Annotated in this window: 17 protein-coding genes and 4 pseudogenes; 8 read left to right on the forward strand and 13 right to left on the reverse strand. The window is 69.0% G+C overall.

The window, feature by feature from the left end; genetic code table 11:
• Positions 1–27: 27 nt before the first annotated feature.
• The 7 genes from trxA to ACWGJY_RS02205 all read right to left on the reverse strand — a co-directional run bounded on the left by trxA (position 28) and on the right by ACWGJY_RS02205 (position 9,714).
• A complete protein-coding gene (gene trxA, locus ACWGJY_RS02175) occupies positions 28–354 on the reverse strand; it encodes a thioredoxin (protein WP_453258889.1) in 327 nt (108 codons plus the stop codon).
• A gap of 46 nt (positions 355–400) precedes the next feature.
• Complete coding sequence (trxB, locus tag ACWGJY_RS02180) at positions 401–1,372, reverse strand: thioredoxin-disulfide reductase (RefSeq protein ID WP_453258890.1); 972 nt, start codon at positions 1,370–1,372, stop codon at positions 401–403.
• A 114-nt stretch (positions 1,373–1,486) separates the two neighbouring features.
• Positions 1,487–2,326 (reverse strand): hypothetical protein, encoded by an 840-nt coding sequence (locus ACWGJY_RS02185; RefSeq protein WP_453258891.1) that lies wholly within the window; start codon positions 2,324–2,326, stop codon positions 1,487–1,489.
• A 104-nt stretch (positions 2,327–2,430) separates the two neighbouring features.
• On the reverse strand, positions 2,431–3,126 hold the full coding sequence (sigM, locus tag ACWGJY_RS02190; RefSeq protein ID WP_453258892.1) for an RNA polymerase sigma factor SigM: 696 nt from the start codon (positions 3,124–3,126) through the stop codon (positions 2,431–2,433).
• A gap of 225 nt (positions 3,127–3,351) precedes the next feature.
• Positions 3,352–5,076 carry a serine/threonine protein kinase gene (locus tag ACWGJY_RS02195; RefSeq protein ID WP_453258893.1) on the reverse strand — a complete coding sequence of 575 codons (1,725 nt, stop codon included), beginning with the start codon at positions 5,074–5,076 and terminating at the stop codon, positions 3,352–3,354.
• 107 nt (positions 5,077–5,183) lie between these two features.
• Positions 5,184–7,412 carry a murein biosynthesis integral membrane protein MurJ gene (murJ, locus tag ACWGJY_RS02200; RefSeq protein WP_453258894.1) on the reverse strand — a complete coding sequence of 743 codons (2,229 nt, stop codon included), beginning with the start codon at positions 7,410–7,412 and terminating at the stop codon, positions 5,184–5,186.
• Between the two features lie 46 nt (positions 7,413–7,458).
• Entirely contained in the window at positions 7,459–9,714 is a 2,256-nt protein-coding gene (locus tag ACWGJY_RS02205; RefSeq protein WP_453258895.1) for a DUF6049 family protein, read from the reverse strand.
• Between the two features lie 250 nt (positions 9,715–9,964).
• Between ACWGJY_RS02205 and ACWGJY_RS02210 the strand changes: the two genes are divergently transcribed.
• Entirely contained in the window at positions 9,965–11,440 is a 1,476-nt protein-coding gene (locus ACWGJY_RS02210) for a CCA tRNA nucleotidyltransferase (protein ID WP_453258896.1), read from the forward strand.
• A gap of 464 nt (positions 11,441–11,904) precedes the next feature.
• Here ACWGJY_RS02210 and ACWGJY_RS02215 read toward each other — a convergent pair.
• Together ACWGJY_RS02215 and ACWGJY_RS02220 are read right to left on the reverse strand one after the other, a co-directional pair.
• Positions 11,905–12,429: pseudogene (locus tag ACWGJY_RS02215) on the reverse strand (helix-turn-helix domain-containing protein); the annotation flags it as partial.
• A gap of 99 nt (positions 12,430–12,528) precedes the next feature.
• Positions 12,529–12,789 carry a hypothetical protein gene (locus ACWGJY_RS02220; RefSeq protein WP_453258897.1) on the reverse strand — a complete coding sequence of 87 codons (261 nt, stop codon included), beginning with the start codon at positions 12,787–12,789 and terminating at the stop codon, positions 12,529–12,531.
• A gap of 239 nt (positions 12,790–13,028) precedes the next feature.
• On the opposite strand from ACWGJY_RS02220, the gene ACWGJY_RS02225 reads away from it, so the two are divergent.
• From ACWGJY_RS02225 to ACWGJY_RS02245, 5 genes are read left to right on the forward strand one after another with little or no spacing between them, the layout of a single operon-like run.
• On the forward strand, positions 13,029–13,589 hold the full coding sequence (locus tag ACWGJY_RS02225) for an RNA polymerase sigma factor (RefSeq protein ID WP_453258898.1): 561 nt from the start codon (positions 13,029–13,031) through the stop codon (positions 13,587–13,589).
• A complete protein-coding gene (locus tag ACWGJY_RS02230; protein WP_453258899.1) occupies positions 13,586–14,410 on the forward strand; it encodes a zf-HC2 domain-containing protein in 825 nt (274 codons plus the stop codon). The genes ACWGJY_RS02225 and ACWGJY_RS02230 overlap by 4 nt, the downstream gene beginning before the upstream one ends.
• A 32-nt stretch (positions 14,411–14,442) precedes the next feature.
• A complete protein-coding gene (locus ACWGJY_RS02235) occupies positions 14,443–15,252 on the forward strand; it encodes an ABC transporter ATP-binding protein (RefSeq protein WP_262042774.1) in 810 nt (269 codons plus the stop codon).
• Positions 15,249–16,646, forward strand: a complete 1,398-nt coding sequence (locus ACWGJY_RS02240; RefSeq protein WP_453258900.1) for a hypothetical protein — start codon at positions 15,249–15,251, stop codon at positions 16,644–16,646. The genes ACWGJY_RS02235 and ACWGJY_RS02240 overlap by 4 nt, the downstream gene beginning before the upstream one ends.
• Complete coding sequence (locus ACWGJY_RS02245; RefSeq protein WP_269777109.1) at positions 16,643–17,209, forward strand: hypothetical protein; 567 nt, start codon at positions 16,643–16,645, stop codon at positions 17,207–17,209. The genes ACWGJY_RS02240 and ACWGJY_RS02245 overlap by 4 nt, the downstream gene beginning before the upstream one ends.
• 128 nt (positions 17,210–17,337) lie before the next feature.
• On the opposite strand, the pseudogene ACWGJY_RS02250 reads toward ACWGJY_RS02245, so the two are convergent.
• Positions 17,338–17,528: pseudogene (locus ACWGJY_RS02250) on the reverse strand (DUF1059 domain-containing protein).
• Between the two features lie 120 nt (positions 17,529–17,648).
• On the opposite strand from ACWGJY_RS02250, the gene ACWGJY_RS02255 reads away from it, so the two are divergent.
• The gene (locus ACWGJY_RS02255) at positions 17,649–18,077 is read left to right on the forward strand and encodes a hypothetical protein (RefSeq protein WP_453258901.1); all 429 of its coding nucleotides are present in this window, start codon (positions 17,649–17,651) and stop codon (positions 18,075–18,077) included.
• 94 nt (positions 18,078–18,171) lie between these two features.
• Here ACWGJY_RS02255 and ACWGJY_RS02260 read toward each other — a convergent pair.
• A pseudogene (locus tag ACWGJY_RS02260) lies at positions 18,172–18,411 on the reverse strand (RNaseH domain-containing protein); the annotation flags it as partial.
• Between the two features lie 203 nt (positions 18,412–18,614).
• Here ACWGJY_RS02260 and ACWGJY_RS02265 point away from each other — a divergent pair.
• Positions 18,615–19,895 (forward strand): IS701 family transposase, encoded by a 1,281-nt coding sequence (locus ACWGJY_RS02265; protein ID WP_453258902.1) that lies wholly within the window; start codon positions 18,615–18,617, stop codon positions 19,893–19,895.
• Positions 19,896–20,091: 196 nt separating this feature from the next.
• On the opposite strand, the pseudogene ACWGJY_RS02270 reads toward ACWGJY_RS02265, so the two are convergent.
• A pseudogene (locus tag ACWGJY_RS02270) lies at positions 20,092–21,014 on the reverse strand (IS5 family transposase).
• Between the two features lie 55 nt (positions 21,015–21,069).
• A complete protein-coding gene (locus tag ACWGJY_RS02275; protein WP_453258903.1) occupies positions 21,070–22,329 on the reverse strand; it encodes an MFS transporter in 1,260 nt (419 codons plus the stop codon).
• Between the last annotated feature and the right edge of the window lie 52 nt (positions 22,330–22,381).

The following is a 22,381-nucleotide window of genomic DNA, read 5'->3' on the forward strand; positions in this document are numbered from 1 at the left end:
GTTTCCCGTGAAACGGAGTGGCGCGACTCAGGCGAGGTAGTCCGACAGGTCGCGCTCGATCGCGGCCTTCGGCTTGGCACCGACGATGGTCTTCACGACCTCGCCGCCCTGGTAGACGTTCATCGTCGGGATCGACATGACGCCGTACTTTGCGGTGATAGCCGGGTTCTCGTCGGTGTTCAGCTTGGCGATGACGATTTCGTCGTGCTCAGCGGCAATCGCCTCCAGGGACGGGGCGACCTGGCGGCACGGGCCGCACCAGGTGGCCCAGAAGTCCACGAGGACGGGCTTGTCGCTCTTGAGGACGATCTCTTCGAAGTTGTCGTCCGTGACGGTCACCGTGGCGCCGGCCATGGCAATCTCCTTACTGGGTGGGTGGTGGGAAAGCTGGGTGCGCGGATCAGACGGAGGCGGTCTTGTCCGGCTCGGAGGCTTCGCTGTCCGACAGCGCAGCGAGGAACCGCTCGGCGTCGAGGGCGGCGGAGCAGCCGGTGCCGGCCGCGGTGATCGCCTGGCGGTAGGTGTGGTCGACAACATCACCGGCGGCGAAGACACCCGACAGGTTGGTCCGCGTGCTGGGCGCATCGACCTTGAGGTAGCCCTCGTCGTCGAGGTTCAGCTGCCCCTTGAAGAGCTCGGTCCGCGGGTCGTGGCCGATCGCGATGAAGAGGCCGGTGACAGGGAGTTCGGAGGTCTCGCCGGTCTTGCGGTTGCGCAGTGTCAGACCCGAGAGCTTGCTCTCACCGTGGATCTCGGCGACGTCGCTGTCCCACACAAACTTGATCTTCGGGTCCGCGAAGGCACGATCCTGCATCGCCTTGCTGGCCCGCAGGGTGTCGCGGCGGTGGACGACGGTGACCGACTTGGCGAAGCGGGAGAGGAAGGTGGCCTCTTCCATCGCGGTGTCGCCTCCGCCGATGACGGCGATGTCCTGGTCCTTGAAGAAGAACCCGTCACAGGTGGCGCACCAGGAGACGCCACGGCCGGACAGCTCGTCCTCACGGGGCAGGCCGAGCTTGCGGTGCTGGGATCCGGTGCTGACGATCACGGCCTTCGCCCGGTGCACATTGCCGGCGGTGTCCGTGACGGTCTTGATCTCATCGGAGAGGTCGACCGAGACAATGTCATCCGGCACCAGCTCGGCGCCGAAGCGCTCCGCCTGGGCACGCATGTTGTCCATCAGGTCCGGCCCCATGATGCCGTCGCGGAAACCGGGGAAGTTCTCCACGTCGGTGGTGTTCATCAGCGCGCCTCCGGCGGTGACGGCACCTTCGAAGACCAGCGGCTTCAGGGACGCGCGGGCGGTGTAGAGCGCTGCGGTGTAGCCCGCGGGCCCGGAGCCAATGATGATCACGTTGCGGACGTCGCTCACGGGTGTCTTCCTTGTCTCTGCCGACTGCTTGCTGGGGCTCTCGGAACTCTCACCCCACCCAACGGATCCTACGGGGCGAGCATTCCCGGAGTGTCACAGCGCACTTCTCGTCGCTCAGTCTTGCTGGTACGAGTGAGACAGCAGGACCTTTCCGGGAACTGGCGGTGTGGCCGAGACACAAGAGGAACTGACGACATAAGCGAAGACACGCTGCGCATCGGCAGGGTCCGGGAGCACCACGAGGTAGGCGTCTTTGCCCTGGTACCGGGTATGGCTGGACGCGAGGGGAGCTTCCGTCCGGCCGGTGCCCAGGCGGACACAGGAGGGGATTGTGTCGGCACCGCCGCGCAGCGTCGACTCCGGGGAGGTCCGCGTGCCGATGTCCGGGGACTTGTGCGAGCCCTTCGCCGCCAGCAGATCATGGACATGCGATCCAAGGCTGGCGACGGTCAGATCGGCAGCACCACCCGTGGTCTTTTCGGGAGTGGCAGCGGCCCGATCATGGCTGCTTGCCTGGGTGCTGTCGACAGTGGCGTTCTGAATGAGCAGGCCGCCGAAGCTGAGAAGCGCCGCGGCCGCAGCGCTGCCGAGCAGAATCCGAGGCCAGCGCCGCGCACGGGGCGAGCGCCCACCGGGCGACTGGCGACCCGGCCCGGACGAGCCCCGGGGCCGTCCGGCCGGCCGGGTAGGCGGCACGGCACGGCTGGGCGGCTCGTCGTCGGTTTCACGTGAAACAACGACGGGGACGGTGGCTGTTTCACGTGAAACATGAGCCCTGGCGCCAGGAGTGGTGGCGTCCAGGAGTGCTTCGGCGGCGAGGGCGGCATCGATGCGGCCGGCCACGTCGGCAGGCATCTGGATCGGGCCGGGGAGCGTGCCGAGCAGCGCCCGGATTTCTTCCAGGGAGGCATAGACGTCATCGCACAGGGGACAGCCGGCGAGATGCTCGCGCACATCCGCGCTGCGGGAGAGAGAAAGCAGCCCCTCCGTGAGGTCAGAGATCTCGGAGACTTCCGGGTGCTCACCTGTGGGGTGCTCACCCGTGCCGGTCGTCGACGTCACGCTCGCCCACCTCCGCCCTTCACGGCACCTGTGTCCTTCGGCCCTGCCGTCGGTGGGACGGATGTCCCCTGCGCCCGGTTCCTTCCCCCACCCGCGGGATTGCTATCCCCGTTGTCGGCGCGCAGATGGGTGACCAAGGGGAGGAGGCGAGCTCGGCCCCGTGCACAGCGGCTTTTCACCGTGCCGGTGGGGATGTCGAGGATCGCCGCGGCTTCCGCGACGGGGTAGCCCTGCATATCAACGAGGACGAGCACGGCACGCTGCTCGTCGGGAAGGGTGCGCAGAGCACTGAGCACCTGCCGGTGCAGATCCTGGCGCTCGGCGGGCGCCGCGGCGGATTCCTCGGGCTCGAGCAGCTGTTCCAGCCGCTCGGTCTCGGCAACGGGCGAGGTGCGTCGCGAGGCGGCCTTACGAGCCCGGTCCAGACAGGCATTGACCGTGATGCGGTGCAGCCAGGTCGTCACGGCGGACTGCCCACGGAAGGTATGGGCGGCGCGATAAGCGGAGACCAGGGCGTCCTGCACGGCGTCTGCGGCTTCTTCGCGATCACCGAGGGTGCGCAGTGCCACCGCCCAGAGCCGGTCGCGATGGCGTCGGACTATCTCCCCGAACGCATCCGGGTCACCTTTTACATGCAGGGCGAGGAGATCGGCGTCGGTTGGTGTCGAAGCCTTGTCGCTGTCGGTGGACACGGGCCCCCCGGCCGTAGCTGCCTGATCTCGGTCCAATTGAAGCCCGCCAGGTCACGAAAGTAAATGCTGTCAAAGCCGCTGCTGAGCAGGCAGGTGGCCGATATGCGCCGTTCATGCGTGGGCGGTCCGCACAGCAGCTGAGCCTACGGGTGTGGGGCTCCGATTCGGAATCCCGGACCGGAGCCCCACACCGTTCTGGACTGTCGCGCCGTGCTCGCCACCTGCTCAGCTGGTGAAGGACACCTCTGTCACACCCTGCCGGTAACCGGCGGTGCTGTAGCCGTCACCTGGCGCATACGGCATCGCAGTGATCCACACGACGACATAGCGCGTCTTTGCCGGTTGCTTCAGGTCGACCTTTGCAGTCGAGCTGGAGGTCTTGTCCGTTCCGAGCCGGCGCATCGAGCTCAGTGGCTGCGAAGGGGAGAGCGAATCGGCGGCATAGAGCGTCACGGTCGTGTGATCGCCGGCAAAATGAAGCCCGATCGACGCGCCCCTTATCTGCTGCTTCGAGCCGAGGTCGTAGACCAGGCCGACGCCCTTTTTGAAGGCCGGATTCAGATCAGGGCCCTCGTGGTAGCCCTTGCTGCCCCAGTAGGTGCTGGGATTCCCGTCGTATGTGTCCTGTGCCTGATTCGCATGCTGCGGCTGGCCGTCGGGGTAGTACTCCCCGGCACCCATGATCTTGATCGGCTTGCCCTTGGGCTGCTTCTTGGCAGTGCCGCTGCTCGGCTGAGAGTTACCCGGATCGTCCTGGTCGCTCTCGCGCTTCAGCAGGGTGTCCGCCAGCTGCCAGCTGCCCAGTCCCAGCGCGGCAATGAGCAACGCGGAGACGGACCACTTCAGTGCCCGGCCGGTGCGGCTCTGCAGCGGGGGCGGTGGCGTGGAGACCGGCTGCGCCGCCCGGGTCGACGGCGCCGTCTGTCCCGACGACTGCCGGTAGCTGCCCTGCTGGAATCCCGTGCGCTGATACGGCGGAGGCGTGCTGAAGGCGGTCTCCGGGGGCCGGATACGCGGCATGGCCGCGACGGCCTTGGACAGTTCCTCCGGAGTGGTGCACGGCTGCTCCTGGCGGGAAGCCGTGGCGCCATCGTTGATCAAAGCGCGCATGGCGAGCTCGGACAGCCCGCGGTGCACGCCGGCACGCACCTGGTCGGGTGCGATCAGCCCGACGCCCTTGGGCAGGCCGGTGAGGCCGTGGGCGTCGTTCTCGTACGGCCAGCGCTGGGTCAGCGCGGCGTAGAGCAGCGCGCCGATGGCCTCCGTGTCCGTACGCTGCGGGTGCTCGCATGTGATGCCACGCAGCGCCGCCATGACGGCCAGCCCACGGATGCGGTACTGCCCGGACTCCGTGCGCAGCACCGAGCCCGGGGTGATCCGCAGATGGGACAGGCCCTCGCGGTGCGCGGCAGCCATGGCCTGGGAGACCTGGCTGACGAGCTGGTAGGCGTCGTGCGGCTCCAGCGGGCCATTGGCGAGCACCGTGGTGAGTTCGGTGGCGTCCGGCAGCCACTCATGGACCACGTAGACGAGGTCGTTCTCCTCGACGGCGTCCAGGACCTGGACGAACCGTGGGTCACCCAGCAGCGCCGACGAACGGGCGGCGGACAGCACCGGCCGGGCCCGCGGGTGGTCGGCGGGCAGGATATGCACGCCGACGGCGCGGCGCAGCTTTTCGTCGACCGCACGCCAGCTGCTGAATCCGTCCAGACGGGTGACGCACTCCTCGAGGCGGTAGCGTCTTGCAAGCTTGTGGCCGCTGTGCAGTTCCGGTGGCTGGGCTTCGATCGCCGCGGCACACTCCTCGTCGGTGCCTGCGGCGTCCTTTTCCCCGCCGGATACCTTTTCGGCCTTAGCACCGTCGTCCGTGGCCTTACCCGCCTTGGCGGTCAGCGGTTCCTCACCGCTCGTATCAGCCACGTCGACGGCAGCCGTGCTCCGTTCCGCCACCGTCGTTCCTGCCTCCCCATCCGTTGCAGGCTCCATGAGCCAAGACAATTGTGCCCACAGTCCGCCACTATGCACGACACACGGTGGCAGTCGATGGTTGTGCGCAATCAACGCCCAAGCTTCGACCGGACCATGCCGACCAGGGCGTTGAGTTCCTCGATGCGCATTTTGCGTGCTGCCACGTAGAACACGCCCAGAAGTGCGGCAGCACCGGCGACCAGAGCGGCCAGCGATCCGAGGAACCCGCTGCCGAGCGTCTGCATGATGCCGTACACCACGGCCCCCGAGATGATCGTGGCCGGGATGCTGGCGCCCGCGAGCCGTGCGTAGGTCCGGACGACATGAGCGGTGTCGAGGTCGCCGTCCATGCGTTTGCTCAGACGGCGCCAGGCCACACCGACGCCGATGATGTACGCCAGGCCGTACGAGGCCGCCATGCCCACCACGGCCCAGCGGGCGGGCAGCACCAGGAAGCACAGGCCGGAGGCCGCCGCGTTGACGGCGGCGACGATCACCGTGTTGTAGAAGGGGGTGCGGGTGTCCTCGTACGCGTAGAAGGCGCGCAGGACGACGTACTGGACCGAGAACGGGATCAGACCCACGCCGAAGGCCATCAGCATGTAGCCCATCGGGACGCCGGCGCCGGACGAGCCGTAGACCAGCGTGCACAGCGGGATGCCGAGGGCGAGAAAGCCGAACGAGATCGGGACGATGGCGACGGCGGAGGTGCGCAGGCCCTGCGACATGTCGTCGCGGACGGCTCCCGTGTCACCGTCGTGCGCGGACCGGGCCAGCCGCGGCAGCAGCGCCGCCATCACGGAGACGGTGATGATCGCCTGCGGCATGTTCCAGATCAGCTGTGCGCTGGCGTATGAGATGAAGCCGGTGCCCGGGTGTCCCTGCTGGTCAGCGGTGTTTCCGGCCCATGTGGAGAGCTGGGTGACGACGAGGACACCTGCCTGGTTGGCGAGGACGAACAGCACCGTCCACTTGGCGAGTTTGGCGGCCTTGCCCAGGCCGTGACCGCGCCAGTCGAAGCGCAGCCGGAGCGTGAAGTCGGCGTCGCGCAGGTAGGGGATCATCGCCAGCGCCTGGACGACGAGCCCGAGGAGGGTGCCGATCCCCAGCAGCCGGATGCCCTCGTCGGGAATGGTGGTGACGCCGATGTGCGAGGTCTTCGCCGTGCCATAGACCCAGATGAACAGGCCGAAGGTGGCGATCATGACGATGTTGTTGAGGACCGGCGTCCACATCATCGCGCCGAAGCGGCCACGGGCGTTGAGGATCTGGCCCATCACGACATGCAGACCCATGAAGAAGATCGTGGGTACGCAGTAGCGGGTGAACGCGACGGCGACTTCGTTGGCCGCCGGGTCCCGGGAGATGTCGAAGGAGACCATTTTCACCAGGAGTGGCGCCGCCACGACCGCGAGGACCGTCAGCACGCCGAGAACCACGATGACCAGCGTCAGCAGCCGGTTGGCGTAGGCCTCGCCACCGTCCTCGTCCTCCTTCATCGCGCGCACCAGCTGTGGCACGAAGACGGAGTTCAGACCGCCGCCGATGGTCAGGATGAAGATCATCGTCGGAAGCTGGTAGGCGACCTGCCAAGAGTCACCGAGCACCGCACCACCGAGGGCCGCGACGATCAGTGCCGAGCGGATGAAGCCCGTGAGACGCGACACCATCGTGCCGGCGGCCATGACGGCGCTGGACTTCAGCAGGCCGGAGGCGCGGCCACCGGAGGGCTTGCCGGCCGCGGCGACGGGGGCCGGCTCCGGCTCCGGCGCGGGCTGCTGCGGCACGGCCTCCGACCCGGGCGCCACACCGGCCATCAAGGGGCCCGTCGGCGCAGGAGAGGTGTGCTGAGGCTCGTAGGACTGCTGGTCCCGGAAGAGGTGCGCGAAGGCATCGGGCTCCGGACGCTCGTCGGCGGCCTGGGTGATCAGGTCGTCGACGCCCACGAACTGTGTCGTTGCGGCGGCATCGCCGTACGGGAGATTGCGGGTCGGGCCCTGTGGCTCGGGCGCCGGGGGCGAGGCCCACAGCTGCGGGTCGGGTGTGTGGCGGCCCGTGGCAGGCTGCTGGTAGAGCGGGTACTCGGGCTGTCCCGGGGGCGGCGGGGGGTGCGCGGCGCGGTCGTAGAGCGCTTCGGTCACCGGATCCTGAGCCGTCGGGTCCTGCGCACGGTGCGGATCGTTGCGGTAGGCGTCCTGGACATAGGGGTCCTCGACGTACGGGTCCTGGTCCGCGGGCGGCGGAGGCGTAGGAGGGACCGGCCCCGTGGGGTCGCCGTTGGCGCCCCGGCCCCGGTCACCGTCATACGGCGCATTCATCGCTGCCCCACCTCATCCGTCGCCGGCCATCCGGCCCCGCCATCTATCAACGGTCCACTTTCTCACCTGAGCCGGACGGGTCGGAGCTTTCCGATCCGGTGTCCGGCGTGGGGTCACCCGGCTGCTCCGGCTCGTCGCCGTCCGTGCCGCCGTTGTCGCCGTCCGTGCCTGTGTCGTCATCGGGACCGTCGCCGTCGGGTCCGTCCTCGGTCTGCTTGGTGGCCGCCCGCTTGCGCTGGAGGTAGATCCGAACCCCGGCGAGGACGAGCAGCAGCACGCCGCCCGCGATGACGAGCATCACCGTTGCGGTGATCTCCGTGACGTTCACCTGGAACATCATGGGGTCACCGTAGGGCTTTCCGTCCGCCGTGTAGAGCTGGGCGGTCACCCACGCCCGGCCATTGGCGTTCGCCGTGGTGTCGAACTTGAACGACTGACTGTGCCCGCCGTCCACCGTGATCCGCTGCGACTTCCCCGCGTCCAGGCGGTTGGGCTGGGACGAGGTCAGCTTCAGCGTCATGCCCCTGACGCCCTGAACCAGGTTGTTCTGCACCGTCACCGGAATCGTGGCGCTGCGCCCGGAGAGCGTCGCCCCCGACTTCTGGATCAGGTGAACCTTCTTGGTCAGACCGTCGAGGTAGCTGCGAACGGAGTGCCGGAACGTCTTGGCGCCGGTGGCATTGCCCCGCCACTGCGTCGACATCTCGCGCATTATGGCGTTGCCGAACGGGGTCACCACGCGCTCCGGCTGGGCCAGGATCACCTGGAAGTCGTCCAGGGCGGCCTGGGTGCCCTCGATCTGCCGGAAGGCGTTGACGGGGAGTTCCTGCCTGCGCAGGGATGGCGGGTAGGCGGCGCCGCTCGGGACCTGACGGGTGGCTGCGGGGTCGGGCTTGGCCTTGGCCGCGTCGCTGAGGTTCAGCGACTGGGTCCAGTTCCCGGACTCGTCCAGATCCCGCAGAGCGGTGGCCATGGCGTGAGCCTGGCTGACCGACGGCATGCGCTGCGGCGCGACGACGATGCTGCGCTGCCGGCCCGGGTCCTCAAGGCTGATCATCTGGGTCTGGGCGAGAAACTCCTGGACCGCGTGGGTGGAGTCGCCGGCCTTCGACATATCGCCTTCGAAGGCCCGCGAGAGCTGGGCGTCGGCGACGACGGCGGTGTTGCCACCGCCGATGGGGCGGGCCGCCGTGGGTGTGTAGGAGAGCCTGTCGGCGTCCCGCAGGCTGTCGCTGCGGGTGATCACGTTGTGTGCCCCGGCCGAGGTGGCGACATCCACGATGGAAGAGTCGATGGCGCCGTCGACGGGCCAGGCGAAGTCCGTGCGCGGCTTGACGCCGAGGATCGTGTCCACGGTCTTGTCGGCGAGGTCGGTGGCCGGGCCGAGGTGGCTGAGTGCGCTGGGCACACCCTTGCCGTGGTGGGCGAGCGCGGCCAGATCGGGGTCGGCGAAGGGCAGCGCGACGACCTCGTGCGACTTGACCGCCTCTTCGAGGTCGTGCAGCCACTGCTTGGCGACCGCCTGGTTCTTGCCCATGGGCCCGTCCGGCCCGTCCACCCGGTACGACTTGGTCATCGCGTCGACGGTGGCGAGCAGGTCGGGGTCGATGACGAAGGTCACGGGCAGGTTCTTGCCGAGCGCGACCATCTGCTTCAGCCGGCCTCCGGGCGCGAGTTCGGCGGCGAGGTCGTCGTTGCGGAAGACCGGCGTCTGCTGGGCGTCGGCGTCGGTCTCCGCGGTGAGATGGGTGGGGGAGATCAGCGGCCACATGTACGTGAGCTGGGTCTTCTTCCCGTCGGCGGCCGTCTGCCAGGGCAGGAACGTCCGGTCGAAGCCGAGGACCTGTCCGTAGGGCGCGGCCTGGGAGCGTCCTGACAGAGAGACGCCGATCTGGTACACACCGTTATTGCCGAGGTCGAGATCGTTGACCGGCATGCTCAGGCTGAAGGGGCGGCTGACGCCGGGCTCCAGTGTGCCGATCTTCTCGGTGTGCCCCTTGATCTCCTTGCCGTCCGTGCCCGGCAGATAACTGGTACGACGGGACGCATTCTCGATGGAGCTACGCCCGCCGAGCGCGGATCCACGGTGCATTCCGACATGCGCATCCGTGATGGTGCTGCGGCCGTCGTTGGTGAGCGAGCCGGAGACGGTGACCGTGCCGCCCTTGGCAGGAGTGGACGGGGACATCGAGTCGATGGTGACGTCGACCGTGCGCGAGCCCGTCGGGGCCGCCTGGGCGGAAGAGGCATGCGGAACCTGGAGCAGCCCCATGAGAAGGAGTACTCCAGTGAGCAGTGTCACGGTCCTTCGCAGCCATCGACCACGCGGCCGTTCAGTCCCCTGGAACCCTGCCGCCTCGGCCACGCGCTCGCCCGTCCCTCGTCGTCGTCAGTGGTCGTTCGGAATGTGCGTCCACGAATGGTAACGAGACCCGCTGCGATGGAGTGCCAGGGACTGCTCCACATGATCGCGGCACAGAGGGCCGCGCGCCCAGCCTGTCCCCTTTATTACGTGACGCTTTGCATTGCGCGGCCACGTACCCTGTTTTGTTGTGCCGAACGCCAACAATGACCTCCCCGCCCCGATCGCCGAGCGGACCCCGCAGTCGACGAACGCGCTGAACCATGTCCAGCGCCGCGCCGTGAGCGAGCTGCTGAGGGTGTCCCCCGTTGCGGATGACCTGGCCCGCCGATTCCAGGAGGCCGGGTTCACGCTTGCCCTGGTCGGCGGCTCGGTCCGGGACGCGCTGCTGGGCCGGCTCGGCAATGACCTGGACTTCACCACCGATGCCCGCCCCGAGGACGTTCTGAAGATCGTCCGGCCGTGGGCAGACGCGGTCTGGGATGTCGGCATCGCCTTCGGGACGGTCGGCTGTAAGAAGGAATCGTTCGACATCGAGGTCACGACCTATCGCTCCGAGGCGTACGACCGCACCTCGCGCAAGCCCGAGGTGTCGTACGGCGACTCCATCGAGGAAGACCTGGTGCGCCGGGACTTCACGGTGAACGCCATGGCGGTGCTGCTGCCGCAGAAGGAGTTCGTCGACCCGCACGACGGCCTGGAGGACCTGGCCGCGCGCGTGCTGCGCACGCCGGGGACGCCGGAGGAGTCGTTCTCCGACGATCCGCTGCGGATGATGCGCGCCGCCCGCTTCGCCGCCCAGCTGGACTTCGAGGTGGCCCCCGAGGTCATCGCTGCGATGAAGGCGATGTCGGACCGCATCGAGATCGTCTCCGCGGAGCGCGTACGGGACGAGCTGAACAAGCTGATCTTGTCGGCGCACCCGCGCGAGGGGCTGCGGCTGCTCGTCGATTCGGGCCTGGCCGACCAGGTCCTGCCCGAGCTGCCCGCGCTGCGGCTGGAAAGTGACGAGCATCACCGTCACAAGGACGTCTACGAGCACTCGCTGACAGTCCTGGAGCAGGCGATCGACCTTGAGGAGAACGGGCCCGATCTCGTGCTGCGGCTGGCGGCCCTTCTGCACGACATCGGCAAGCCCAGGACGCGGCGCTTCGAGAACGACGGGCGAGTCTCCTTCCACCACCACGAGGTGGTGGGCGCGAAGATGACCAAGAAGCGGATGACCGCTCTGAAGTACTCCAACGACATGGTCAAGGACGTCTCGCATCTGGTGGAGCTGCATCTGCGCTTCCACGGTTACGGGACGGGTGAGTGGACGGACTCCGCGGTCCGTCGGTATGTGCGGGACGCCGGCCCGCAGCTGTCGCGGCTGCACAAGCTGACGCGCTCGGACTGCACCACTCGCAACAAGCGCAAGGCCAGTGCTCTGTCGCGCGCCTACGACGGGCTTGAGGAGCGCATCGCGCGGTTGCAGGAACAGGAGGAGCTGGAGGCGATCCGCCCAGACCTGGACGGCAACGACATCATGCAGATCCTGGGCATCCGCCCGGGGCCAGAGGTCGGCAAGGCGTACAAGCAGATGCTGGAGCTCCGGCTGGAGCACGGGCCCATGGGGCGGGAGGCGGCAGTCGCCGCTCTGAAGGAGTGGTGGGCCACGCAGGGCTGATGTTTCACGTGAAACAGGCGGGCGACGACCCTCTATGTTTCACGTGAAACATGGGGCGGTGTTTCACGTGAAACACCGCCCCATGTTTCCTCCACCACTTGCGCGGCGGGGCTACTTCGCCGAGGTCAGACGTCGAACGCACTGGTGGACTTCTTCACGCAGTCGCCGGCCTCGGCACTGCTTGCGTCGCTCATGCGGCTGATCCAGAAGACACCGAAGACGATCAGCCCGATGACGACGGTCAATACCTCTCAGGACCGTCTTGGCGGATCGCTTGGGGGCCCGTGGCGGCTGGGGGCGGCCGTGGGGTGCCGGCGGCACCAGCGGGTACGGGGTCTGCCCGTAAGGCTGCTGGCCATACGGCTGCCGTCCGTACGGTGCTTGACCCTAGGGCGCCTGGCCGTAGGACTGCCGGCCCTGAGACGGCGCGCCGCGTCGCCGGGCCCGAGCACCACGGGATGTCAGATCACCGTGGCGTTCCCGACGATGTCCTTGGCGCCGGACAGCTCCCACGCCTTGCAGTCGTTGCGGTCGCCGGGCAGAGGCCGGCCCACCACGACAACGAGGCGGGTGTCGGCGTCGATGACGACCTGGTCATTGGTCGAGTACCCATAGTTCTTCGACTTCTCGGCCACAGCGTGGTCACGGGTGGGCACCAAGGTGCCATCCGCAATGAGCACGGAGTCCTTGCGGAACCGCTTGCGGGGCCGGAGCGCCAGCAGAGGTCCGAGGTGGTTGATGACGCGGTCGGCCGCGGATTTCGAGACGCCGAACGGCGGGGCGAGCTGGCGCAGCGTCAGGTTGGTATGCCAGTAGGTGGCGACCAGTAGGACCCGGTCCTCCAGTGGCAGACTCCACGGCCGGCCTCGCCGGACCGCGTCTGCTCCCTCACGGCGTAACGCGGTCACGAGCTTACGGAAACAGCGCGGGCTCAGCCCGGTGAACGGGGCTATCCAGGAAGGCTCCAACGCCGTGATCACACTAGTCACGCCAAGATCATTTCACCGTGCCCAGCAGCTATGGGACAAGAGTGGTCTCTCACGACGTTGGTTCCACGGAAGTCATCGAGGGCGAGCTGAGCCGTCCGATCACTCATGGCCCGGCCCGCCCGCGGCATCGCGCAGTAGTTGCCGGACTCCGCGAACAGGTCGGTAACCGAACGCGTTTGTGGCGGCAGTCGAGTCGTACACCCGGTCCAGGCGATCGGGCACTGGCCACCCCTGGTCGCGGAATGCCTGGACGACGTCCGGAACCCGTTCGGCGAGCACCGCGCCCGCATCGCAGGAAAGGGCAAGGCAGTCCTGGCGGTGAAATGGGTGCGGCCCGGAGATATTGAACCTGTCGGTCACGGTGGGGTCCGCCACGGCCAGGACCCCCGCCGCTGCTACGTCGGCAACGTCGACTGCCCGGTGCAGCAGGTGGCGGGCCCGCACAGGCAGTGGTTCCGGAAAGCACCGTGATATGCGCAGCGTGACCGAAGAAACGGCGCAGGTGGCGACCAGCTCCTCGGCAGCCAGTTTGGTCTCGATCTGTGACTCAGTTCACAGTAGATCCAGAACCTGCGCGCGGCACCGGGCGTCTGGCTGGTGTGAGATCACGCAGGAGAGCACTGGACGAACTGGACGAGGAACGCCTTGTCCGGCTGGTGGCCAGAGGTGACCGCGGGGCGTTCGACGAGTTGTACCGGCGCACCTCGCCGTGGCTGGTGGTGCGGTTGCGCCGCCGCTGCGCGGACGAGCAGATCGTCGCCGAGGTCATGCAGGAGACCTATCTGGCGGTGTGGCGCGCGGCCGGCGCGTTCGCCGGGAGCGCGGTCGGCGGGACGGCCGTCGGGTGGCTGTGGACGATCGCGGCGCGTCGCCTCGTCGACGCGTTCCGGCGCCGTGCCCACCACGCCGAACCGCCGGTCGCCGCCGCCGAGCGGGCGGTGGTGCCCGCGGCGGAGGAAGAGGCACTCGCCGGGACCGTCGGCGGCGACGTCGGCGACGCCCTGCGGCGGCTGGCGCCGGAACTCCGAGAAGTGCTACGGGCCACGGTGCTCGACGGGCTCTCCATCCGGGAGACCGCCGTCCTGCTCAGACTGCCCGAAGGCACGGTCAAGACCCGCGCCCGCCGGGCCCGGATCGCGATGCGGGAGGCGCTGACATGAGCGGGGAACACGCGTCGAGGCAGTTGATCGACGACTACGCACGTGGTGACGCGACGATGGCTGCGGACACGGTATGGGCGTTGGAGGCCCATCTGGAGACCTGCGCGTTGTGCCGGAGCCACCTGGCGGCCTGTGTGGCCACCGAGGCGCCCGGCATCGCCGCGCTCGTCGACACCGTCCGGGCCGGTCTGGAACCGCAGTTGGACGCGGCCGTCAGGGCGCCCTCGCGGCGACACCGCCCGAGGTGGGTCGCTGCCTGGCTGACGCCGGTCATGGCCCCGTGGTTGGTCATGACCGTCCTCGTCACCCTGATGGCGCTGCTGCTGGACGCAGTGGCGCGGCCCATGTCCCTCGGCGGCGTCTCTCCCGTGTTGGCGATCGCACCCGTGCTGCCGCTGTGCGGTGTCGCCGCATCGTGGTCGCGCGGCCTGGACCCGGCGCACGAACTGACGGCCTCAACCGCCCGAGCCGGCCTGCCCCTGCTTCTCCGGCGCACCGCGGTGGTTCTCGTGGTGGTCCTGCCCGCGCTCGTGGTGGAGGGATGGCTGACCGGAACGATGTCGGCCGCGCAGTGGCTGCTGCCCTCCCTGGCCTTCACCTCCACCGCCCTGGCGCTGGGCAGCGTGGTCGGCGTGACCCGCGCCGCCACCGGGCTGGTGGGCGCCTGGGGCGTCGTCGTGGTACTCGCGTGGGCCACCGACCACGGCCCCGTGGACCTGGAGCGTGTCCTACAGCCGGACCAACTGCCCGCGTGGGGGCTGTTCTTGGCGCTCGGCATCGGCGCCGTGATCGCCCGCAGAAACGCGTACTCAACGCTGTGAAACCATCGTCGACCCTCGCAAGGGACTACCGCATGACGCCCACCACGAGCGCAGCCGACACCGCGCCGAAAACCTACGCCTGGCAGATCCGGGCCAGTGGCCTGAGAGTACGCGTCGGACGGAAGAAGATGGCCGTCGACGGGCTCGACCTCTCCCTGGGCATCGGCACCCACGGCCTCCTGGGGCCCAACGGCGCGGGAAAGACCACCCTGATCCGGACGCTGGCCACCGTGCTGCGCCCCACCGAGGGCGAACTGGAGCTGCTCGGCACCTCCCTGGGCAGGATGGTCGACCATCGGGCCCTGCGTCGCCGGATCGGCTACCTGCCGCAGGACTTCGGCTACTACAAGCGCTTCACGGTGCGCGAGTTCGTCGAGTACATGGCCTGGTTGAAGGAGGTCCCGAAGGCGGACGTCCCCGCGGCCGTCCAGCGGGCCGTGGAACGGGTGGGCCTGGCGGACCGCGCCGACCATCGGATGAAGACCCTGTCCGGCGGCATGGTGCGGCGGGCCGGCATCGCCCAGGCCATTGTCAACGACCCCGCGGTGCTGCTGCTGGACGAGCCGACTGCAGGCCTGGACCCGGCGCAGCGACTGCGCTTTCGCGAGCTGCTCCAGGAGCTGGGCCGCGACACCTGTGTGGTCGTCTCCACCCACCTGGTCGAGGACGTCGCGGCCGCCTGCTCCGACGTGGTGCTCTTCGCCGACGGCCGCCTCGTCTTCCAGGGCACGCCGGAGGACCTGGCCGCGGCGGGCAGCACCGATTTCCCGGGCGATAGCCCCCTGGAGCGCGGCTACTCGGCGCTGCTCCGCAACTCCGGGCAGCGGGGAGGCGCCTGGTGACCGGACGTGTTCTGCGCATCGAGCTAAAGCGCTCCGTCGCCCCGTGGCCCGGCATCGTCGTCCTGGGCGGCAGCCTGGCGATCTTCTGTCTGTACGACGGGCTCTGGTGGAGGGGCACCGCGGGGTGGACGGCCCAGTGGACCTCCATGGCCCTGTGGACCCGGTCCCTGCTGACCTTTTTGTGGCCGCTCGCGGTGGGCACGGGAGCGGTGTACGGGCTGCGCGAACCCCGCTCGCGGATGGCCGAACTGCTGACGACCGTGCCGCGGCCGGCCTGGCGCCGTGCGGCACTGCCGGCCGGTGCGATGGCGCTCGCGCTGGCGTCGGGCTTCGGCCTCCTGGTCCTCGTGGGCGGGGTCCAGGTGGCCCTCGGCCGGACCACCTACACGCCGCTCGATTGGCTGCCGATCTCACTCGTGGCGGCGCTGGCCCTCGTCGCGGGGGCCGTGTTCGGCATGGGCGTCGCGCGAGCCCTGCCCTCCGTGCTCACCCCGCCGGGCCTGGTCTTGTTCTTCCTCATGCTGACGGCCCTTCTACAGCAGAACAGTGACGAGACACTGCCGTCGAGCATCGCGCCGAACCGGCTCGCCCAGCTGCTCCCGGTGACCGCGGAGCCGCGGGAGATGCTGCTGACCCTGTCCGGCTCCGTGCACCTCGGTCAGACGCTCTGGCTGCTCGGCCTGCTCGCCACCGGCTTCGCACTGCTGTCGGCCGTGACCCGCCGGGCCCGGCTGCTCGCGGTGATCCCCGTCCTGGCCGGTGCGGCCCTGGCCCTGCTGGTTCTCCCGGCCGCTGCACGCGACACCTACGTCGTCGACAAGGCCGCCGCCGCCCTGGTCTGCGACGGACCGGTGTGCGTGACGCAGGCAAACCGCTCACGCCTGCCCGAGCTCGCACGGCGCGGCAAGGAGGCGCTGCGCGTGCTGCACGAGGTCCTGGGCGACAAGGCGCCGAACGCGGTGCGGGAGGACACCAGGCTGCGCGCGATCGCCGACAAACGCGAACCCTCCGTCGACGTGGTGCTGGTCGACTTCGACGACCGGCTGCTCGCCGATGCGACAGGTGAGAAACTGACCCGCGCGCTGATCGCCCAGGGTCTGGCACCCAGCTGCTACGGGAACAACGACCGGGAGGGCGGGGGGCAAGGCAACGTCCCTGTCCAGAGCGTCGCCGTGAGCTGGGCCCTGCACGATTCCCGGCTCCAACCGCTGGCGGAGAGGGGCAGCGACGCGTACTTGCGCACGATCTGGCCGGACGCCGACGTCGCCTGGCAGAGGCTGACGGCGCTGTCACCGGCCGAGCAGCGCTCGCGGATCGCCGAACTGCACACCGCCGGCCTCTCCTGCGCGGCGGACCACCAGCTTGCGGTGCTGGCGGGGAAGGCGACGCGATGAGGTGGCTGATCCTGCACGCCCGTTCACGGCAGGTGCCCGCCTCGGCCGCCGCGGTCGCGCTCGTCGCGCTGGCGGTGTGGGCCCTCCACGGCCCAGGACCGGTGGATCAGGCGATGGCGGTCCTGCTCCTCACCGCGAACGTGGCGGCCGCTTCCGTCGGGCTCGGTGGGTGGGACGTCGTGCTGGAGAGGACGGCCGCGATCCGGTGGATGCCCCGCCGGGCGGCGCACGTGCTGCTGGCCGGCGCGTGCGCCGGTGCGGCGCTGCTGACGGTCCAGGCGGCGGGAGTGAAGCTCGCCCCCGCCGAGGTCGTCGTCCGGGACAGCGCGGGCCTGGTCGGCCTGGCCGCGCTCGGAGCGGCGCTGTGCGGGGCACAGTTCGCATGGACCCTGCCGACCGGCTGGCTCGCGTTCACCCTCTTCGGACCGCCTCCGGGCGGCACCGCGGGAGACGTGGTCATGTGGATGATCTATTCCCCTGCCACGACGGCGTCCACCGGGACCGCGTGGGCCCTGTTCGCGATCGGCACCGTGGTGTACGCCATCGCAGGACCAAGACGGTAACGGACACGCCCCGCGCCGAGCGCTTCAGCCGGCGAAGCTCGCCGACTGAAGCGCTCAGTCACCGCGACGACGCCCGGGCACCGCGCAACCGCCGCCCCGCGTCAGGGGCGGCGGGCCGGCCGCGCGCGTCAGGCGTGCTGCGGAATCTCGTCCTTCTCAGACGCCCTGATCTGCTCCCGCAGCTCCGGGCTGTCCGTGTGGCCGTGGACGGAGACGGCGTGCTCGCTGGCGGCGCGGACCACTTCCTCCTCCTCGCCGGCGATGACGAGGTGCAGTTCATCTCGCTCGGGTAGTCCCGGCAGTCGACCTTCTTCCGCATGGTGCACCTCCTCCTCTCCCAGTGTCGGCCGGTCGCCGCCCCCGGTCGTATACGGCAAATCCCGTATGGCGCGCGGGGTGGCCGGACTGCTGCAGTGAGAGGGACGAGGAGGCGAGGGCCATGGCGACGTCCGCCGAGGTCACCTCGGGCGCGGCCCCGGACGAGGGCCGGGTGCAGGCGTTCCTGGAGAGAGTGATCATCGACGCCGGTGCCGCGGTCGCGGGTCTGTGCACCTCGCTCGGCGACCGGCTGGGCCTGTACACGGCCATGGCCGGTGCCGGTCCGCTGGTCGCATGCACCCTCGCCGTCCTTGCCCACACGCCGACCAGACAGCATCAAGGCGCTGCGCTCCGTGTGCTCGGCGAGGCCATCCTCGGCTTGGCGAAAGCGCCTCCCGAGAAGTCTTCCACCTGGTCGGATCCGAGTTCCAAGCTGCGTAATAGGGCATCCGTGAGGCCTGACGGCATAGTGGACCGGGATTTCCTGGACTTCGTACGATCCTCGGCCCCAGGCACACGGCCCCACCCCTGCGACCCTTCAGCTCGATAGATCACCGCCGATGGAACAGGCCGGACGGCGTAGCTGGGCACGCCGGGCAGTCCCTCTATACGGAACGCACCTGCTGACAGCCGGAGTCGGTGTTCTACACGCCGTCCTGTGTTTCGTCGGGCTCGGGCGTGACGGTGGGCTCGATGCTGGGGCCGCGGTACTCGGGGTGGGCGCGGTCCATGGCGTCGGCAACATGCAGCGGGAACGGGTGGCGGGTGCGCGCGTCCCAGGCCAGGGACTGGTGGCACAACTGGGCGGCGAGAGCGGCGAGGTGTTGTGGATCCCTCCCTCCTGCGTGGGGGACGGCGATCTGGGCGGCGGTGGAGCTGTGCCAGTCCTTGCGTTGAAGGAGGAACGCAGGTGCCCGCCGACCGGGCGTAAGGGCTGCTGTCGGCCCCGGCCCTGGCTAGTACTCCAGCAGGATTTCGCTGCCTGACCTGCGGGTTTCGCTGGGCGGCTGGAGTATAGCGGGCTGTGGAGTGGTCAGGGGCGGTCTCAAGGGGACCGCCCCTCGAACGTGCGACAACGCCGCAGGTAATGACAGCGTGTGGGAAAGCTCCCCACGTGATCTTCGAAAGTGCTGCCGAGCAGTGGGACCTTGAACTGGACGACCTCTTCGTGACCGTCGGTCATCGCTTCGGCCGTGTGGAACTTCGCCGCCGCATACGTGACTACGTACGCGGACTGCTCGCCCCGGTGGCCCGAAAGAACAGCTGGCAGCTGGCCGAACAGGCAGGCCACGCCACCCCCGACGGTCTGCAGCACCTACTCGCCGGCGCGAAGTGGGAGCCCGACGACATCCGCGACGACCTGCAGCAATACGTCGCCGACAGGCTCGGTGAGGACGGCGGGGTCCTCATCGTCGACGACACCGGCTTCATCAAGAAGGGCACCACCTCCGCCGGGGTTCAGCGTCAATATTCCGGAACCGCCGGCCGCACCGAGAACTGCCAGATCGGCGTCTTCGCCGCCTATGCCTCCGGCCGCGGACGCGCCTTGGTGGACCGGGAGTTGTATCTGCCCAAGACCTGGGCCGAGGACCGTGAACGCTGCCGCGCGGCCAAAGTCCCCGACGACCAGGCGTTCGCCACCAAGGGCGAACTCGCCCGGCGCATGGTTCTACGTGCCCTCGCCTCACCGCTGCCCATCGCCTGGGTCACTGCGGATTCCGCCTACGGACAGGAGAGTCGCTTCCCACGGCTGCTGGAGCAGTCGGGCGTCGGCTATGTGTTGGCCGTGCCGAAGTCCCAGTTCACCGTGGGTTGTCCCCGCATCGAGGGCCTGTTCGCCCAGGCCCCGGCCGAGGCGTGGGAGAAGATCTCATGCGGAGACGGCGCGAAGGGACCGCGCGTCTACCACTGGGCGGCGGTGCGGCTGCCGGCCGTCGCCGAGTTCGACTACCAGGGCGAAGTCCCTCACCGGATGCGGTGGGCGCTGGCCCGTCGCAGCATCCGCAAGCCCGACGAAATCGCCTACTACCTCGCCTACGCCCCCTTGGAGACCACCGCCCGGCAGCTGGTGCGGATCGCCGGGTCGCGCTGGGCGATCGAGGAGTGTTTCCAGGCCGCGAAGAACGAGTGCGGCCTGGACCAGTACGAAGTCCGCCGTTACGTGGGCTGGTATCGGCACATCACCCTCGTCATGCTCGCGCACGCCTTCCTGGCAGCCACCACGCACCAGGCCAAGGAAAAGGGGGCGGAACCGGTGAGGCAGCCGGGGTCATCGCGCTCACAGTGGCGGAGGTTCGGCGACTCTTGGCAGCTTGTCGTCCCCGGCCCCCGCACCTGCGCGGACGCCGAGGCCGACGCCACGCCATGAGCTGGTCGAACTGGCGCCGACGACGCCAGGCAGTCGCCCGTCGCTGTCATTACCTGCGGCGTTGTCGCACGTTCGAGGGGCGGTCCCCTTGAGACCGCCCCTGACCACTCCACAGCCCGCTACACTCCAGCCGCCCAGCGAAACCCGCAGGTCAGGCAGCGAAATCCTGCTGGAGTACTAGGCGCTGTTTCTCGGATCATGTTCGGAGCCAGATCATGAGGGTCGCGACCGTGACGGTTCCGAGGTAGACGTAGGCGCGTTTCTCGTAGCGGGTGGCGACGGCCCGGAAGCCCTTGAGGCGGTTGATGGCTCGCTCGACGGTGTTGCGTTTCTTGTAGCGTTCGCTGTCGAATCCGGTGGGCCGGCCGCCGTCGGAGCCGCGGTTGTGCCGGTGTCGTTGCTGGTCGAGGCGTTCGGGGATGGTGTGCCGGATTCCGCGTCGTCGCAGGTAACGGCGGTTCTTGCGGGAGGTGTAGGCCTTGTCCGCCAGGACGTGGTCGGGTCGGCTGCGTGGCCGTCCGACTCCGATGCGGGGCACGGAAACCTGCTCCAGCACCCGGTCGAGCTGGGGACCGTCACCGTAGTGCCCGGGTGTCACAACGAGCGCGAGGGGTCGGCATCGTCCCTCGGCGGCGAGGTGGATTTTGGTGGTGAAGCCGCCGCGCGAGCGTCCCAGGCATTCGCCGATCTGACCACCTCCTCCCATCGGACGGCCAGTTTCCGCAGCACCGGACCGACCCGGTTTGTCCCCTGCCCGGCCCCCTTTTGAGGAACCGCGGCTGGGGGCACCTTCCTCGCGCCGGCGGCGTGCTGGTGAGCCCGCACCGCGGTGGAGTCCACTGACACGTCCCAGTCGATTCGGCCCTCAGCATCCTCGGCGGCCTGGACACGGGACAGCAGCATCGCCCACGTTCCGTCCGCTGACCAGCGGCGATGACGTTTGTAGACCGGCCCGAACCGCTCGGGAAGATCCCGCCACTGCACACCCGTCCGCACCCGGTACAGCACCCCGTTAATCACCCGCCGATGATCACTCCACCGACCCCCACGCGCACCACCACGAGGCAAGAACGACTCCAGTCGATGCCACTCCGCATTCGTCAAATCCCCACGACCCATGGAACCAGCCTGACCCCAACACCCCACCCACGTCCGGAGATCCGAGAAACAGTGCCTAACCACGTCTCCAGCGGATCACTGCCGCGGCGGTCAGCGCGTAGAGCACGGTCACCACGCCGAGCAGAGCGACTGACCTTCCATCCGGAGGCAGCATGAGGGCGGCGACAGCGGCAGCACCGACGAAAGCGACGTTGAAGAGCACGTCGTAGATGGCGAAGATCCGGCCGCGGAAGGCATCGTCGACGGATGACTGGACGATCGTGTCGGTGGAAATCTTGGTCCCTTGGGTGCCGAGGCCGATCACGAAGGCGGCGGCCATCATCGGACCCGGCGCGAAGAACAGCCCGAGGGACGGCACCAACACGGCGCCCATCGCGGCACAGCAGGCGATCCAGCCGGACGCGGTGAGCCGGGCGACGGCCCAGGGCGTGACCACAGCAGCCGCGAAGAAGCCCGCTCCTGACACCCCGACAGTGATCCCGAGCAGGGCCAGGCCCTCCGACTCGGTGCCGGACCAGAGGTACCGGCACAGCATCAGCACCATGACGGTCAGGGCTCCGTAGCAGAAGCGGAGCACGGTCATGGCGGCCAGCGCGCGGGCCGGGGCGCGCCGCTCGGCGAGATGGCGCAGCCCGTCCGCAAGTCCTCGCACCGTGCTCAACAAGGCTTCGTACAGGTGTGGTGGGAGGCGTGCGGGGTCGGGGCCGAGCAGCTGTGGTGCCATGCGCAGGGCGGTGAGGGCAGAGCAGAAATAGAGGGCCGCGGCGAGCAGCACGACATATGCGTCCACATCCGAGCCGGCCAGCCGGATGGCGAAGGCGAGCCCACCGCCGGCCGTCGCCGCGAGCGTTCCGGCCGTGGGTGTCAGGGAGTTGGCCATGACCAGCTGCTGTTCACCGCCGACCACGCGCGGGAGCGCGGCCGAGAGCCCGGCCAGGACGAAACGGTTCACGGCGGTCACGGACAGGGCCGAGACGTAGAAGAGCCAGTCGGGGACCTGGGACACGATCAGTGCCGCCGTCACCATGGCCAGCAGGGCGCGCAGCAGATTGCCGTACAGCAGGACCTGACGGCGCCGCCAGCGGTCGAGGAACACACCGGTGAACGGGCCGAGGAGGGAGTAGGGGAGCAGCAGGATCGCCATGGCGGAGGCGATGGCCGCGGGCGAGGTCTGCTTCTCGGGCGAGAAGACGACGAAGGCGGCGAGCGCGACCTGGAACACCCCGTCGGCCGCCTGGGAGAGAAGCCGTGCGGCAAGGAGCGAACGGAAGTCGCGTAGCCGGAGTAAGACGCGCAGGTCGCGCACAGCATGCATGAGGCACAGCCTCACACAGCCCGCAGGCCCCCGGGCGGAATACCCGGGGGCC

This window comes from Streptomyces sp. NPDC054765 (assembly GCF_053612065.1).